Source organism: Bacillus sp. AR13-1 (assembly GCF_008042285.1).
In the GTDB taxonomy this organism is placed as follows: Bacteria; Bacillota; Bacilli; order Bacillales; family Bacillaceae_G; genus Bacillus_A; species Bacillus_A mycoides.
On the sequence record NZ_QNUA01000007.1, the window covers coordinates 199591 to 215779 of the forward strand.

Annotated in this window: 21 protein-coding genes; 8 read left to right on the plus strand and 13 right to left on the minus strand. The window is 37.6% G+C overall.

The genetic code is table 11. From position 1 onward, the window contains the following. Positions 1-199 precede the first annotated feature (199 nt). The 8 genes from DN408_RS05450 (at position 200) to clpP (ending at position 4798) form a co-directional block, all read left to right on the plus strand. Complete coding sequence (locus DN408_RS05450) at positions 200-406, plus strand: DUF1657 domain-containing protein (protein WP_000216167.1); 207 nt, start codon at positions 200-202, stop codon at positions 404-406. Positions 407-512: 106 nt separating this feature from the next. After that, on the plus strand, positions 513-1001 hold the full coding sequence (locus tag DN408_RS05455) for a YhcN/YlaJ family sporulation lipoprotein (protein WP_002167400.1): 489 nt from the start codon (positions 513-515) through the stop codon (positions 999-1001). Positions 1002-1029: 28 nt separating this feature from the next. Further along, the gene (spoVAC, locus tag DN408_RS05460; protein ID WP_002129887.1) at positions 1030-1506 is read left to right on the plus strand and encodes a stage V sporulation protein AC; all 477 of its coding nucleotides are present in this window, start codon (positions 1030-1032) and stop codon (positions 1504-1506) included. Then, positions 1507-2523 carry a stage V sporulation protein AD gene (gene spoVAD / locus DN408_RS05465; RefSeq protein ID WP_000938981.1) on the plus strand — a complete coding sequence of 339 codons (1017 nt, stop codon included), beginning with the start codon at positions 1507-1509 and terminating at the stop codon, positions 2521-2523. Continuing rightward, positions 2520-2870 carry a stage V sporulation protein AE gene (spoVAE, locus tag DN408_RS05470; protein WP_000575919.1) on the plus strand — a complete coding sequence of 117 codons (351 nt, stop codon included), beginning with the start codon at positions 2520-2522 and terminating at the stop codon, positions 2868-2870. Before spoVAD ends, spoVAE begins: the two co-directional genes overlap by 4 nt. Positions 2871-2879: 9 nt before the next feature. Then, entirely contained in the window at positions 2880-3086 is a 207-nt protein-coding gene (locus DN408_RS05475) for a DUF1657 domain-containing protein (protein ID WP_002167398.1), read from the plus strand. A 20-nt stretch (positions 3087-3106) separates the two neighbouring features. Continuing rightward, complete coding sequence (locus tag DN408_RS05480) at positions 3107-3976, plus strand: DUF421 domain-containing protein (protein WP_002016080.1); 870 nt, start codon at positions 3107-3109, stop codon at positions 3974-3976. Positions 3977-4216: 240 nt separating this feature from the next. Beyond that, positions 4217-4798 (plus strand): ATP-dependent Clp endopeptidase proteolytic subunit ClpP, encoded by a 582-nt coding sequence (clpP, locus tag DN408_RS05485; RefSeq protein ID WP_001049163.1) that lies wholly within the window; start codon positions 4217-4219, stop codon positions 4796-4798. Positions 4799-5067: 269 nt separating this feature from the next. On the opposite strand, the gene DN408_RS05490 is transcribed toward clpP, so the two are convergent. The 13 genes from DN408_RS05490 to DN408_RS05550 form a co-directional block, all read right to left on the minus strand. Beyond that, on the minus strand, positions 5068-5316 hold the full coding sequence (locus DN408_RS05490; RefSeq protein WP_002016081.1) for an HPr family phosphocarrier protein: 249 nt from the start codon (positions 5314-5316) through the stop codon (positions 5068-5070). A 23-nt stretch (positions 5317-5339) separates the two neighbouring features. After that, on the minus strand, positions 5340-6290 hold the full coding sequence (gene whiA, locus DN408_RS05495; protein ID WP_002016082.1) for a DNA-binding protein WhiA: 951 nt from the start codon (positions 6288-6290) through the stop codon (positions 5340-5342). Positions 6291-6378: 88 nt separating this feature from the next. Continuing rightward, complete coding sequence (locus DN408_RS05500) at positions 6379-7332, minus strand: gluconeogenesis factor YvcK family protein (RefSeq protein ID WP_002016083.1); 954 nt, start codon at positions 7330-7332, stop codon at positions 6379-6381. A 3-nt stretch (positions 7333-7335) separates the two neighbouring features. Continuing rightward, positions 7336-8217, minus strand: a complete 882-nt coding sequence (rapZ, locus tag DN408_RS05505) for an RNase adapter RapZ (protein ID WP_002016084.1) — start codon at positions 8215-8217, stop codon at positions 7336-7338. Positions 8218-8237: 20 nt separating this feature from the next. After that, the gene (locus DN408_RS05510) at positions 8238-8696 is read right to left on the minus strand and encodes an NUDIX hydrolase (RefSeq protein ID WP_001190080.1); all 459 of its coding nucleotides are present in this window, start codon (positions 8694-8696) and stop codon (positions 8238-8240) included. A gap of 215 nt (positions 8697-8911) precedes the next feature. Then, entirely contained in the window at positions 8912-9718 is an 807-nt protein-coding gene (locus DN408_RS05515) for a DUF368 domain-containing protein (protein ID WP_002016085.1), read from the minus strand. Positions 9719-9879: 161 nt separating this feature from the next. Further along, on the minus strand, positions 9880-10836 hold the full coding sequence (gene trxB / locus DN408_RS05520) for a thioredoxin-disulfide reductase (RefSeq protein ID WP_002089563.1): 957 nt from the start codon (positions 10834-10836) through the stop codon (positions 9880-9882). An 80-nt stretch (positions 10837-10916) separates the two neighbouring features. Then, the gene (locus DN408_RS05525) at positions 10917-12428 is read right to left on the minus strand and encodes a tetratricopeptide repeat protein (RefSeq protein WP_002129890.1); all 1512 of its coding nucleotides are present in this window, start codon (positions 12426-12428) and stop codon (positions 10917-10919) included. Between the two features lie 145 nt (positions 12429-12573). After that, positions 12574-13080: an acyltransferase gene (locus DN408_RS05530; protein WP_002129892.1), complete on the minus strand. Its 507-nt coding sequence runs from the start codon at positions 13078-13080 to the stop codon at positions 12574-12576. A 54-nt stretch (positions 13081-13134) separates the two neighbouring features. Beyond that, complete coding sequence (ppaX, locus tag DN408_RS05535; protein ID WP_002089567.1) at positions 13135-13782, minus strand: pyrophosphatase PpaX; 648 nt, start codon at positions 13780-13782, stop codon at positions 13135-13137. Between the two features lie 66 nt (positions 13783-13848). After that, on the minus strand, positions 13849-14661 hold the full coding sequence (lgt, locus tag DN408_RS05540; RefSeq protein ID WP_002034719.1) for a prolipoprotein diacylglyceryl transferase: 813 nt from the start codon (positions 14659-14661) through the stop codon (positions 13849-13851). A gap of 24 nt (positions 14662-14685) precedes the next feature. Further along, on the minus strand, positions 14686-15615 hold the full coding sequence (gene hprK, locus DN408_RS05545) for an HPr(Ser) kinase/phosphatase (RefSeq protein WP_002198873.1): 930 nt from the start codon (positions 15613-15615) through the stop codon (positions 14686-14688). Positions 15616-15771: 156 nt separating this feature from the next. After that, entirely contained in the window at positions 15772-16152 is a 381-nt protein-coding gene (locus tag DN408_RS05550) for a phage holin family protein (protein ID WP_002089574.1), read from the minus strand. Positions 16153-16189 lie beyond the last annotated feature (37 nt).

A 16189-nucleotide genomic window follows, 5' to 3' on the forward strand; every position in this document is an offset into this window, starting at 1 on the left:
TAATCTTCAACAGGTAACATACCTACATCATGAATTACATATTATCCTCTTCCATCTTATAAAGCGCCACTATAACACAGAATTCATTGACGCTTGAATCAAAGCTTTAACTTCAAAAACCTAAATTTTCCAATCATAAATTCACCCCAACTCACAAATTATAATCTTTGAATTGATATTCCAAAGGGGGCTTCATTCAATGACTGTAATTACAAAACTAAAGCAAACTGTTTCTGGATTAAAAAGTGCACAAGCTAGCTTAGAGGGATTCGCTCTTGATACGGATAACCAACAAGCAAAGCAACTTTTCCAAACAGCTGCGCAGCAAACACAAACAATTATCGATTCTTTAAACCCGCGTGTTGAAGAAGTCCAGCAAGAAGAACCACAATACACACAGCAATAACCAAAGGTGCCATTGTATCTAATGGTACACAATTTGAGAAAAAGGGTGATATGCAATCATCCTTTTTTCTCAAATTACATAATGCAATAGAAATGGAATGATTATAATGCGAAAACTTGGAATCATAACCGCGTTATTTATGCTCCTATTCGGTTCACTTACCGGATGTGATAATAGCCCGTTAGATAAAAAAGTAAAGAAAGAAGAAGCTAAGCGAGCAGATGAGAAAAAGGGCCCTAAATTAACAAAAATGAGTACAGAATCCTTTAATCAATCTATATCGCAAGACGCTAAGAAAAAAGCTCTTGCTATGGAGGGAATTATAGAAGCTACCGCAGTTAATACAAATTTAGATCTTTACATAGCCGTTAAACCTGAACATCACGAAAGATTTGGTTTAAAACCTTTACGAAGTAAATTAAAAAAGAAGCTAAGTGATGAAAACCCTACTTTCGATATTCGTGTAAGTACAGACAAAAAGATTTTTATGCTCATAGAAGAACTTGAAAACAAAATTAAGAAAAAGAAAGTGAGTAAGGATGACATTAAAGAACAGTTAAAACTCATTCAATCAGAAATGGGATCTAATATTTAAGCTTTCTAAAAGAGAAGGAAGGATTCAAATGTCTAGTAAAGATAAAAATTTAACACCTGTGCAACAAGAATATAAAAAATTCGAACAACAGCGCGAACCGAAGCGCCCCGTTTTAAAAAATTGTATGAAAGCTTTTTTCGTCGGGGGATTAATTTGTCTAATAGGCCAACTGATTTCCACCTTTTATATTACGTACTTTGATTTCACTGAAAGATCTGCCGGGAACCCTACCGTTGCAACTCTTATTTTTATCTCCATGCTACTGACGGGATTTGGCGTCTACGATCGCCTCGGACAATTTGCTGGTGCTGGTACCGCAGTTCCCGTTACTGGATTTGGTAACTCTGTTATTGCCGCATGTATTGAACACCGTACAGAAGGGTTCGTTCTCGGCGTTGGTGGTAACATGTTTAAACTAGCAGGATCGGTCATCTTATTTGGCGTATTTTCAGCTTTTGTCATCGCTCTTATTAAAACGATTCTCTTTCAATGGGGAGGGCTGTAAATGTTACAAGGACACCGAACATGGGTATTCGAAAACAAACCAGTTATCATCTCAACAGGTGTAGTCGGTGGCCCATTTGAGGCAAATGGAAAAATTCCTGAAGACTTCGATACCCTGCATGAAGATTTATGGCTCGGACAAGATTCTTACGAAAAGGCGCATAAAATTTTATTTGAAGAAGCTTGTAGCCGCGCTACCGAAAAGGCAAAGCTCCGTAAAGACGATATTCAATTCGTACTCGCAGGGGATTTAATAAACCAAATAACTCCAACGAGCTTTGCATGTCGCACACTCGGAACACCTTATCTCGGTTTATTCGGCGCCTGTTCTACCTCTATGGAAGGCTTAGCACTCGGCGCAAGTATCGTAAATGCAAAAGGCGCAAAGTATTTATTAACTGGGGCATCAAGCCATAACGCTGCGGTAGAAAAACAATTCCGCTATCCAACTGAATATGGTGGTCAAAAACCTCCTACGGCTCAGTGGACAGTGACCGGTGCAGGCGCGGCTATTTTAAGCGACACTGGATATGGTCCACAAGTAACATCGGCCACCATTGGACGAGTTATTGATATGGGACTAACAGATCCTTTTAATATGGGTGGTGCGATGGCCCCAGCTGCTGTCGATACGATTGAAGCTCATTTACGCGAACGACAAATTGATGCCTCTTATTACGACTTAATCGTAACAGGTGACCTTGGACATGTCGGTCGCGAAATCGCTTACGACCTACTACATAAACACGGAACAAAGGTAAAGAGCGAGCAATTTCAAGATTGCGGAATCATCATTTATAGAGAAGGTCAACCTGTCATAGCTGGTGGAAGTGGTCCAGGCTGTTCAGCAACAGTCGTATACGGACATTTATTAAACCGAATGAAAAGAGGAGAATTCAAAAAAATACTTGTCGTTGCGACAGGCGCTTTACTATCTCCACTTACATTCCAACAAGAAGAAACGATTCCGTGTATCGCTCACGCTGTTTCGATTGAATTTGGAGGTGCAACGCAATGATTTTTTTCTGGGCTTTCGTCATTGGTGGACTCATATGCGTAATCGGACAGCTTATGTTTGATGTCGGCAAACTAACCCCCGCTCATACGATGGCAACACTCGTTGTTGCTGGAGCTATATTAGATGGATTCAATCTGTATGAACCATTAATCGACTTTGCAGGCGCTGGGGCAACTGTACCTATTACAAGTTTCGGTAATGCCCTCGTTCATGGCGCGATGGAGGAAGCAGCCAAACATGGCATCGTCGGCGTTATTACCGGCATGTTTAAAGTAACGAGTGCTGGTGTATCAGCTGCCATTATTTTCGGCTTCATTGGAGCATTGCTATTCAAACCGAAAGGATAAGGTGTTCGTATGACAGTTATCGCTAGCGTTAAAACCTGCCTTGCCAGTGTAAGGGGCGCTCAAGCAAGTTTAAGCTCCCTTTCACTAAATTCACAGGACGCGGAATCAAAACGTGTATTTCATGAATGTATGTTAGAAATGGACAGCATCATCGCTGATTTACAGAATAGGGTTTCAGTATTAGAACGTGAAGAACCTCAATATAAAGGGTTTTAAGTAGACTGGAGGAAATGACTATGTCTCACCTGCCGGAATGGACACTTGTCATTCTTCGCTCTGTATTCATATTAATTATTTTATTCGCTATTACGAAATGGTTAGGAAAAAGACAAATCTCTCAGCTCTCCTTTTTTGAATACATAGCCGGAATGACAATCGGTGACATCGCTGCCCAAGTATCTACAGGGCTTGATTCAAAATTTTTCCACGGCGTCTTTGCGATACTCATTTTCGCTGTGGTACCTTTTTTCACTGGAATCCTCTCTTTAAAGAACAAAACAGCTCGAGATTTTTTTGAAGGAAAATCTACCGTATTAATAAAAGACGGCAAAATACTTGAAGATAATTTAAAGAAAGAAAAGTATACAAGTGATGAATTACTTGAGCTTCTCAGAGGAAAAAATGCGTTCAGCGTAGCTGATGTTGAATTTGCTGTACTAGAACCGAGCGGTGAATTAAATGTATTATTAAAGAAAGATCGCCAACCACTTACAGCAAAAGATATCAGCCTAAAAGTGCCAAACGAAAAAGAACCGCAAACTGTTATTATGGATGGAAATGTACTAGATGAACCTCTTTCTGCTAGCGGACATAATCGCGCTTGGTTACATTCTGAGCTAGAAAAACTCGGTGTTGTCATTGAAAATGTCTTTCTTGGTCAAGTTGATTCATACGGACAACTTACTATCGACATCTATAATGATAAACTCCAAATGCCTTCTCCTCAAAACAAGCCTTTATTATTAGCATCCTTAAAGAAATGCAATGCTGATCTTGAATTATTCTCTTTAGAAACGAAATCAAAATCAGCGAGTGATATGTATAGTAAAAACGCAAAACAAATCGAGAAAATCTTAAATAAAGTAACCTATCTGTTAAAAGAATAAAAAATGAAAGAACGCTTCTATACAAAAGGCGTTCTTTTGCCTTTTCCACACCATTAATCACGTTTAAATTTATGTAATTCGGTTATGATGTTGAAGATACATAAGCAGGGAATTTTAAAAACATAGCGAATAAATCATGATACAACTACATATTTTTTGATTTAAAGTGGTTTCGTTTGACCTTCATTGACCATAATTGTATTATAAGACTAAGAAAGCTTTTAAAGGAGGAAATAACAGATGAATTTAATTCCTACAGTAATTGAACAAACAAATCGTGGAGAACGCGCTTACGATATTTACTCTCGACTATTAAAGGATCGCATCATTATGCTTGGTAGCGCAATTGATGACAATGTAGCAAACTCAATCGTTTCCCAGCTTTTATTCTTGGAATCTCAAGATCCAGAAAAAGATATTCACATTTACATCAACAGCCCTGGTGGTTCTATCACAGCTGGTATGGCAATTTACGATACAATGCAGTTTATTAAACCACAAGTATCAACAATCTGTATCGGTATGGCTGCATCTATGGGTGCATTCTTACTTGCAGCAGGTGAAAAAGGAAAACGTTACGCACTTCCAAACAGTGAAGTTATGATTCACCAACCACTTGGCGGAGCACAAGGTCAAGCGACTGAAATCGAAATCGCTGCAAAACGTATCCTATTCTTACGTGAAAAATTAAACCAAATTCTTGCTGACCGCACAGGTCAACCACTTGAAGTTCTACAACGCGACACAGACCGCGACAACTTCATGACAGCAGAAAGAGCTCTAGAATACGGCTTAATCGATAAGATCTTTACAAATCGTTAATACTTAAAAGCGGAAGCGCCCTATTACAGGGCGCTTTTTTTATTATGTACAAGGGTATCACATACCCAACCTAGTATCTAATCCAATATATCGGTGATTTTTCAATTATATCGAACACAACTCAAATTATATCGGCGTTTCGACACAACTTATCGACTTACCGACAAGTGCGAACCAGCTATATACCCACCGACCATTCGTTACCACACCAACCACGCACCCCACAAACAGAAAAATAAAAAAAGCTATCGCACATTCGCGATAACCCTTTATTGTACATATGCAGTTAATGCTTCCAAAGCCTCTTCTGCATCTGAACCTTCTGTTGTGATTGTAATCATGCTACCAGTTCCGATTGCTAAGCTCATAATCCCCATTATGCTCTTTGCATTCACTGTCTTTCCATCTTTCTCGATGAAGATATCCGCATGAAAGCGATTTGCCTCTTGTACAAACAACGCAGCCGGACGTGCTTGTAAGCCGTTTTTTAATGCCACTTTAACCAGTTTTTGAACCACAGCTCCATTTCCCCTTTAACCTTTTATTTTTTTGCTACTGTTTCCCCCGCGCGTAATTTCTCTGCAATTTCATCGATTTTACGCAAACGATGATTAATACCCGATTTACTAATTTTCCCCCCGGATACCATCTCACCTAACTCTTTCAATGTTACATCTTGATAATCTCTTCGTAACTGTGCAATTTCTCTTAATTTATCTGGCAAAATATCAAGCCCAACCGTCTCATCAATATAGCGGATGTTCTCAATTTGCCTTAGCGCTGCACCAATTGTTTTATTTAAATTAGCTGTTTCGCAGTTAACTAAACGATTTACTGAATTACGCATATCGCGAACAATTCGAATATCTTCAAATCTTAAAAGTGCATTATGAGCACCTATAATATTTAAAAACTCTGTAATTTTTTCAGCTTCTTTCAAATACGTAATGTACCCTTTTCTTCTTTCCAACGTCTTACTATTTAAATCAAATCCGTTCATCAGTTCACATATAGAATCATTATGTTCCTTATATAACGAAAAGATCTCTAAATGATAAGATGATGTTTCTGGGTTATTTACTGAACCACCTGCTAAAAATGCACCGCGTAAATACGATCGTTTACAACATTTCTTCTCGATTAATTCCTGTGATATATTTCGAATAAACGAAAAGTCATCTCGAACAATGTGAAGATCTGCTAATATTTCGCGAGACTTCTCAACAAGCCGCACGATATATACATTATTTTTCTTCAATCGCATTTTTTTACGAACAAGTAATTCTACCGTCACATCATATCCTTTTTTCAAAAGCGTATAAATCCTTCTTGCAATTGCTGCATTTTCCGTTTGAATATCGATAGATAGGCGACGGTTTGAAAAAGAAAGCGATCCGTTCATTCGAAGCAACGCCGATAATTCTGATTTCTCGCAGCATTCCTTCATTTCAAGGTTGGTCAACTCTTTCTTTGTTTCTGATGCAAATGACACAGTCAACACCTCCTTATACTATTACTTTGGAACAAAAATCTTGTCCTATATGAATGAGGAGCGTTACCTCAAATGAGGCAACGCACATTTATAACAATGAATATAAAATAGAAGCTAACTTTAATGTATCATGTCTTACAACACGATCATCATATTTCGCTAATCTATCTTGAATAATTTCGATATTATGTTCAGCAAAACGATTTGTATCCAGTGCAACTGGTTCCGACATCTCTTCCTCATATAACTTACGTAATTCACGAGGAATATCACGATTATTTACAATCGCAGTGTCGATAAATGGTTTACCTAAATGATCATGTAACGCCTGCACATGATCAAATGCAGTATAACCCTTCGTTTCGCCCGCTTGCGTCATAACATTACATACATATACCTTCTTCGCTTTTGCAGCAAGAACAGCGTCTCCAATTTTGTTAACAACTAAATTCGGTAATATACTTGTGTACAGACTTCCTGGACCGAAAACAAGCAAATCAGCTCGTTTAATTTCCGTCAACGTTTCACATAACGGTTCTACATCTTCTGGAGTTAAAAAGACACGATTAATCTTCTTCCCGAAATGAGGAATCTTTGATTCACCTGTTACAATTTCTCCATCTTCTAATTCTGCATGAAGTACCGCACTTTGATTCGCTGCTGGTAATACACGTCCTCTGACATTTAATACTTTACTCGTTTCCGTAATCGCGTGGTAAAAGTCTCCTGTAATCGAAGTCATACCTGCCAATAGTAAATTTCCTAACGCATGCCCTTTCAGTCCGTCTCCAGTTGTAAAACGGTGCTGAAATAAAGCCTCCACTAATGGTTCTACATCCGATAACGCAACAAGTACGTTACGAATATCACCTGGAGGTGGAATTTCTAGCTCATCACGTAGTCTACCTGAACTGCCTCCATCGTCGGCTACTGTTACAACTGCTGTAATATCAACAGGATATTGTTTTAATCCCCTTAATAAAACAGAAAGTCCAGTTCCACCTCCCATGATAACAATTTTAGGTTTTCTCTCTTTTTTCATCCCTTAATGGCCCTTTCTCTTCTCCACATCACGATGAGATACATGAACGCTATACTCTGGTTTCAAATGTTTCCCAAGGTACTCTGTAAGCGTAACAGAACGATGTTGCCCACCTGTACATCCAATCGCAATTACAAGTTGACTCTTACCTTCTCTTTTATAATGAGGCAGCATGAAAGTGATAAGATCCGTCAATTTCTCTAAAAACTTATGTGTTTCATTAAATTTCAACACATACGACGAAACTTCTTCATCCAGTCCTGTTAATGGCTTCATATGTGGAATATAATATGGATTTGGTAAAAAACGAACATCAAATACTAAATCAGCATCAATTGGAATTCCGTACTTAAATCCAAATGACATAACATTTACACGAAATGCTTGCTCAGTTTCTGTTGAGAATAAGTGAACAATTTTTTCTCGTAATTCTTTCGGTTTCAAATCAGATGTATCAAGCACAATATTCGCTCTTGCCTTCATATCAGTTAATAAACCACGCTCAGCTTCAATTCCCTTTAACGGCAAGCCAGTTGGCGCAAGTGGATGCGAACGTCTCGTTTCTTTATAACGAGTTACAAGTGTGCTATCTTTCGCATCTAAAAATAAAATATGAGGAATAATCCATGTACGTTCTGATAAATCATCAAGCGCTCCCCATAAATATTCAAAAAACTCTCGGCCACGTAAATCAATACCGAGTGCCACTTTATTCATTTTACCTTTTGAATCTGCCATAAGTTCAATAAACTTCGGCAATAACATCGGTGGTAAATTATCTACACAAAAATATCCTAAATCTTCGAAACTTTGTAACGCTACCGTCTTTCCAGCTCCAGACATCCCTGTAATAATTACCATTTTTATATCATTATTCTCTGTCATCGTATCCTCTCCTTGCAGGTTTAACTCGGATCTAATCGATATGAAAGCAACTCAAAATCTGGGGTATATACAAATGTACCGTAGATTATACCATTCCCTTTAATTAAATAATCAATAATGTGATAATCTCCTGGTGCCATTGCTAAATCATCAATTTTATCAAATGTATGCCAACCAATGATGCCTTCTTCGCTCTCTAATTTGTTTTCTCCTGCAAAATCTGTTGCTAAAAAGGAGAACATCATCCATTCAGAAACAACTTTATCACCTTCTTGGATGACAAAAGTGAAGACCCCTTTTAATGCTGGATTCTTTAAATAAATACCTGTTTCTTCACGATACTCGCGAACAACGGAATCTCTTACTGTCTCACCACGCTCCATTTTCCCGCCCGGTGCAACCCACCAATTCCGGCGAGGTTTTTGGAGTAAGAGTACTTCATTATCTCTAATTAACACACAGTTTGTCACTCTTTGCATGTTTCTTCACCTCAGCTACTTGCAGCAAAATTTCTCACTGCATACTCATTTCATTATACTATCAAAAACAGTTTGCTACAACGAAGGTGCCAGTCCCCTTTCGCTAAGCAATTGTAAAAATTCTTTCTATAACAAGCAATCAAAATACCTTACTTCCCATGAATAGCACATAAAAATCCCCTTAACGATTTTTATCGTTAAGGGGATTAAAACACTTATTTCTTACCGAAATAAGTAACAACCGCAAATCCTAAAATAAAAGTAATAATTGAACTTACAATTGAAATGCCACCAGTCGGAATGCCAGGGAACACAATGACAATCGACCCGATAACGAGCCCAATAATTGCCGCAAATGTCATACTTTTATAACGATCTAACAAATAACTAATTCCTTTACTACTTACAACAAATCCGGCCATCACGCCGGCACCGATAACCACGATTAACGGTAAATTGAGTGTAGTTAAAGCGTTAATTGCTGTTGGATACACACCAATAATTAATAAAATAAACGATCCACTAATTCCAGGAAGAAGCATAGCCATACTAGCCATCCATCCTGCGAAAAATAAACCAATTGCATTTAAAATTGTTAACGTCGTAATCGGATCAGCTGCCTTATCTGGTTTAAAGAATGCTGTTATTGCAACAAGAATTGCTGCAATTATTAATAAGGCAATATGACTACCTTTAAATGTTGCCTTTGCATCAGCTTCTCTCATTAACATCGGTAATATACTAATAATTAAACCGAGGAAGAAAAATTGAGTCGGTTCATAATGATTTGCTAATAAATATTTAATAACGTGACTTAACGTTAGAAAAGCCGCCGCTACACCAGCTGCAAGTGGGATTAAAAACGCTAAATGTTTTTTCCATTCACGACTAAAGAATCCGCTAATTGCTGCGAGCAATTGTTCATAAATCCCTAACACAACAGCGATTGTTCCGCCGCTCACACCAGGAATTAAATCACTAACGCCCATACAAAATCCACGATATATATTACGCCATTCCATACTGAATAAATTCCTCATTTCTTATAGTGATTTTTTCCGTAAAGTCCAGTATATCAATAAGAAATCTTATAATCCTAATTGTTTTTGACAAAACTTTGACATTTTCACAAAAAAAAGAAAGCTCCTATCGGTAGCTTTCTTCTCAAAAGGTATATTACCCCTTATTTTTCTGTTACAGTTTTTAATTCTTCTACTAACTCTTCTATATAATGCTGTGCACTCTGCGCTGCAATACTACCATCACCTGTTGCAGTTACAATTTGACGAAGCATTTTTTCACGAACATCACCAGCTGCGAAAATACCAGGAACTTTCGTTTCCATACGCTCGTTCGTTTCAACATAACCATTTTCATTTGTAATACCTAGCTCAACAAACGGTTTTGATAGTGGTAACATACCGATGTATATGAAAACGCCGTCAGTTTTAACTTCTTGTTCTTCTCCGCTGTTTACATCTACAAGTGTTACGCTTCCTACTTTACCATTTGCGTCGTTAATTTCTTTTATAGTGTGATTCCAAATGAAATCTACTTTCTCATTTTGGAAAGCACGATCTTGTAAAATTTTCTGTGCACGAAGAGTGTCACGACGGTGAACGATCGTTACTTTTGATGCGAAGCGTGTTAAGAACACACCCTCTTCAACAGCAGAATCTCCGCCGCCAATAACAACAAGTTCTTTCCCTTTAAAGAATGCACCATCACATACTGCACAATACGATACACCGCGGCCGCCAAGTTCTGTTTCACCTGGCACACCAATTTTTTTATACTCTGCACCGCTTGCAACGATAATTGCACGTGCTTTATATTCTTTTTTACCAGCAATAATTGTTTTGTACTCTTTACCATCGATGATTGCTTTTACATCACCGTATGCATATTCAGCACCAAATTTCTTCGCATGCTCAAACATTTTATTTGATAAGTCTGGTCCTAAAATAGACTCATAACCTGGATAGTTCTCTACATCTTCTGTATTTGCCATTTGTCCACCTGGAATACCACGCTCAAGCATCAGTGTGCTTAAATTCGCACGAGATGTATATACCGCAGCTGTCATACCAGCTGGTCCTGCACCAATAATAATGACATCATAAATTTTTTCTTCTGACACACTATTCACTCCCATTCATACACATTAAGTTACCCTCATTATACTGTTAGCATCATTTTTTTCCCAATGATTTGCCTACCCTACGTGTGCGTGCGCTTAACAGCCTGCACATACTTTCGTACAGTCGCTACAGATACATTATATACATCACCAAGCTCTGCCTGTGTCATCTTATTTCTTTGTTCGCCGCGCACAATGTATTCAATTGCCGCTGACCAACCGTACACATTTGTAAAAGTCGCTCCAGATGTATATAAACGTATGAACGTGCAAAACCAAAAATTTAAACACTCTTCGATTAATTCATCATCTTTTTTCGTATAATTGTATAATGCATCCGCGATTCGTACGCACTGTTCAAATTGCTGTAAATCAGCTGGGATGCTTTTATGACTATTAAGTAAAAAGAAATATTTTGCAAGTTGCGATACGATTGGAACACCATTTTTCGCTTGCGTTACATCAAAGAAGAATCCAACCTTCTCTGGTGTTGACAATTCATTCATTAAATATAAAGCTAGCATTTTCTCTTCTAGCGTCGTACTTTGCTGAAATGATTTTCGTAACTCTTCAAATAAAAGATTTTGTCCTTCATCTGCTAAATTCAGTGCATTCCACGGTTCTTTTCCTTTTTTATCAGGATGCAATTCTACAACATGTTGCCACATTTTTTCAGCTACTTGCTGTTCCTTCACCATATACGCAGAGTATGCAAACCAGTAATAAAAACTGACGTCTCCTTCGTACCCTTGACGCTTTAATACTTTGAACCATTTATATGCAGGTTCAAAATGACCAATTGTTGCAAGCGTTGTTCCAAGTTTCAAACGATGCTCAAATGAAATTGGATATACCGATACTAACTGCCCCGCTAATGACTCTACTTGCTTATGCTCTCCAATTGAATATAGAAAAATAAGCGTATTACAAAGCGCATGCATATTACCAGGATTTTTCTCTAAAATCATTTCTGTTAACTTAAGCGCTTGATCTACATTACCTGATTGAAAATGTGCAATCGCTAAATTATTATGTCCTGACCAAAATTCTGGATATTCTTTCGTAACAACTTCTAGTGTAGCAATCGCCTCTTCTAATTGTCCGTTACGAATGTAGCGGTTCGCTTCTTCTTGCATAACAATTAGCTCATCTTCATCCTCAATCTCTTCCGCACCCATTGCATCTTCTTCCATAATCTCAAGCAATTCTAATGTATCTTCTACAAATTCCTTCTCTTCCGCAACTTCTAAATATCGCTCTGCATACTTCTTCGCCTGTTGAAACAAGCCCATATATGCATAATTATTTGAAATAAAATAATAGCATTGCTCAAGTTCAGGATTGGATCTAACAAGCTTTAGAAATATCTGATTCGACTCTTGATATTCACCAGATTCAGATAATGCTATTGCTAGTTGGCATAAAATAAACGGCTCCTTCTCGCTTTGTGCTGCTCTTCGAAAATATTTAATTGCATCTTGCAATTTTTGCCCTTTATAAGCCCTCATCCCTTTTTTATAAAAGAAGTCCGCTAACTGATTAAAAGAGATAACTTGTCCGTTCTCCTTATATATTCTTTGATTTTTCCCCATATATCCTCCAGTTTTTTGTTTTCTTCGTTCACACATTCTTCTATCTATAAGTATAAACGATTCCGTAAAAAACAAAACAGTATATTATAATCAATTATTTCCTTTTTATTCATAAAAAGAGAAGGGAAATGTTACATTTTTAACATCAACCTTCTCTAGTGGCCATTTCCTCTTTCGTATAAATAATACGCATCGGATTTCCGCCTACGAAAGCGCCGCCTGGTACATCTTTATGGACAAGTGTGCCTGCAGAAACGATAGCTCCATCTCCAATTGTCACACCTGGTAAAATTGTCGTATTCGCTCCAATCATAACTTCATTCCCTATGACGATTTCTCCAAGTCGATACTCACGAATTAAATATTCATGCGCTAAAAGCGTTGTATTATAGCCGATAATTGAATTTTCTCCCACAGTAATCTTTTCTGGAAACATAATATCTGGCATTACCATAAGTGCAAACGACGTTTTCTTTCCTACTTCCATCCGTAAAAACGTGCGATATAACCAATTCTTTACGGATAAAAATGGCGTGTAACGTGCGATTTGGATGATAATAAAATTTTTCATTACCTTCCAAAAAGAAACTGTTTTATACACATTCCACAATGAATTTTCTCCTGAAACAGGATAGCGCGTTGTCCGTCGCACTGAACTCTCTCCTCTACTTATATAAAAGTGACACTTTAACCGGCAGGAATCTTACTACCCGTTAATGCGGGACAAAATCGGTAGTAAATCACTCATTTTATCTAGCACATAATCTGGTTTATACGCTTCTAAATACGCTCTACCTTTCAATGTCCATGAAACCGCTACTGTTTTCGTACCTGCATTTTGTCCACCGACGATATCATGATGATTATCACCAACCATCAATGTTTCTTCTGGCTTTGCATCTAATAATTTCAATGCTTTTTGAAGTGGTTCTGGATGTGGTTTCACATGTTCCACATCATCAATCGTCACGACAACATCAAAAAACTGATCAAGTTTCGAAAGCTTTAATCCCATTTCAACCGTCTGTCTCGCTTTCGTTGTAACGATGCCGATCTTATAACCTTGCTTCTTCAATTCTTGAACCGTTTCATATACAGTTTCATACTCTTCCACTAATTCATCATGATGCTCATGATTAAATTGACGATAACATGTAATCATCTCTTCAACCTTACTTGCATCAATTTTACTAAAAGTATCATGCAAAGATGGACCGATAAATGGCAATACATCTTCACGCTTATACTGATTAGAATAATAGTGATTTAACGTATGTAAAAAAGAAGAGATAATAAGTTCATTTGTATTAATTAACGTTCCATCTAAATCAAATAACACTGTATTTATTTTCATCGTCCTTAATCCTTTCATTACCTGAATATGAAAGAAGCAGCATCTTCTATAAGATGCTACTTTTCTCTAATTTTCTAAATATCTTTTATCAGCTTGCCCCATTTTTCGTCTCACAATAATGAAAATGATAGAAATAACAACAATTCCAATAGACATTACTTGTGCAATACGAAGTGGTCCTAACATTAAACTATCTGTACGCAAACCTTCTACGAAGAAGCGTCCCACTGAATACCAAATTAAATATGTGAAGAATAATTCACCACGGCGTAAATTCACTTTTCGTAACGCGAGTAGTAAAATAACACCTGCAAAGTTCCATAATGATTCATATAAAAACGTTGGGTGATAATACACACCATCAATGTACATTTGATTAATAATGAAATCTGGTAAATGAAGACCTTCTAAAAACTGTCTCGTTACTTCATCACCATGCGCCTCTTGGTTCATAAAGTTTCCCCATCGGCCAATTGCTTGTCCTAGTAAAATACTCGGCGCAGCAATATCCGCTAACTTCCAGAATGAAAGCCCGCGTCGTTTCGCAAAAAGGATTCCTGTAATAACAGCCCCGATTAAACCACCATGAATCGCCAAACCACCTTGACGAATATTAATAATTTGACTCGGATTTTGCGAATAATATTCCCATTCAAAAATGACATAATACATTCTCGCAAAAAGAATGGCAATTGGTACTGCGATTAATACAAGGTCGATAAATGTATCTTTGTGAATACCAAGCCTTTCTCCCTCGCGAGTTGCTAGCCAAAGACCTAATAGCACACCTGTACCGATAATAACCCCATACCAATAAACAGGGAACGGCCCAAGTTGGACTGCTATACGGTCAAGCTGTGGTACAGAACCTAACAGCATATATATGACCTCCCTCTCCAGAGTCTACTCTTGACTTCCTAACTCAATCGCACTCATTAATCGTTCAGAGAACTGTTGTGCCGCATTGACTCCCATACGTTTTAATCTGAAGTTCATCGCTGCTACTTCAATAATAACAGCCAAGTTTCGACCAGGACGAACTGGAAGTGTAATCTTCGTAAGTTCTGTATCAATAATCTTCATCTTCTCTTCATCAAGACCTAAGCGATCATAATTTTTCTTTTGATCCCAAATTTCAAGATTAATAACAAGTGTAATACGTTTATAATTTCGTACTGCCCCTGCACCGAATAACGTCATTACGTTAATGATACCTAGACCACGAATTTCTAATAAGTGCTCAATTAAATCAGGTGAGCTCCCTACTAATGTATCTTCATCTTCTTGACGAATTTCTACGCTATCATCCGCAACAAGGCGGTGACCACGCTTTACAAGTTCAAGCGCTGTCTCACTTTTCCCGACACCACTTTGACCTGTAATTAAAACACCAACACCATAAATATCTACTAGCACACCATGAACAGCTGTTGTTGGCGCTAACTTACCTTCTAAATAGTTTGTTAAACGACTTGATAATCTCGTCGTCGTTTGAGCAGAACGTAATAAAGGCACGCCTGATTCACGTGATGCTTGTAATAACTCATCCGGTACATCTTGATTACGAGTTACAATAATACAAGGCGTCTCCTCAGTACAAAGCGCTTTCATTCTCTCTTGCTTTTGCTCTGTCGTTAACGTATCAAAGAACGTAAGCTCCGTTTTCCCAAGAAGCTGCACGCGATCAGCTGGATAATATGTAAAAAATCCTGCCATTTCAATTCCAGGTCGCGATAAATCACTCGTATCAATCGGACGATGAATCCCTTCTTCACCACTTACTAACTCCAATTGAAATTGTTCAATTAAATCTTTTGTCCTTACTTTCGGCATATGTATAAACCTCCACTCCGCTGCGGGTTCAGTCTCATTTGATGTAAAATTCCATTCTATCGGATATTGTACCATTTTTTTCTGGAAACAAGAAACTCGGTTTCTAATAAATAGAAAAAAACATTTCATATGAGTCATGAAATGTTTTTCTTTTTGTCATTTCCTCTTTTTTTCATGTAATGGTTCAACAATTACTTTTTCAATTATCATATTAAAAATAGAAATACAAATTGCCGCAACAATCGCTACACCAAATCCAGATATATTAAAGGCGTCCCCTAATAACGAATCCGTCATCTTTAACGTAATCGCATTAATAACAATTAAGAAGAAACCGAAAGTTACAAGAGTAATCGGTAGCGTAATTAAAATTAAAAGCGGCTTTACAAATACGTTTAAAATCGCCAATATAATACTCGCAATAATTGCAGTTTGTATATTTGCTATGTAAAATGCGTCTGGTGCAACCCCTTTTAAAAGTCCGGATACAGCGATTAACACAACGCTATTTACAAGAAGTGATACAATCCATCTCATTTCCTTACACATCCTTTTAATATATATATTTCATCAT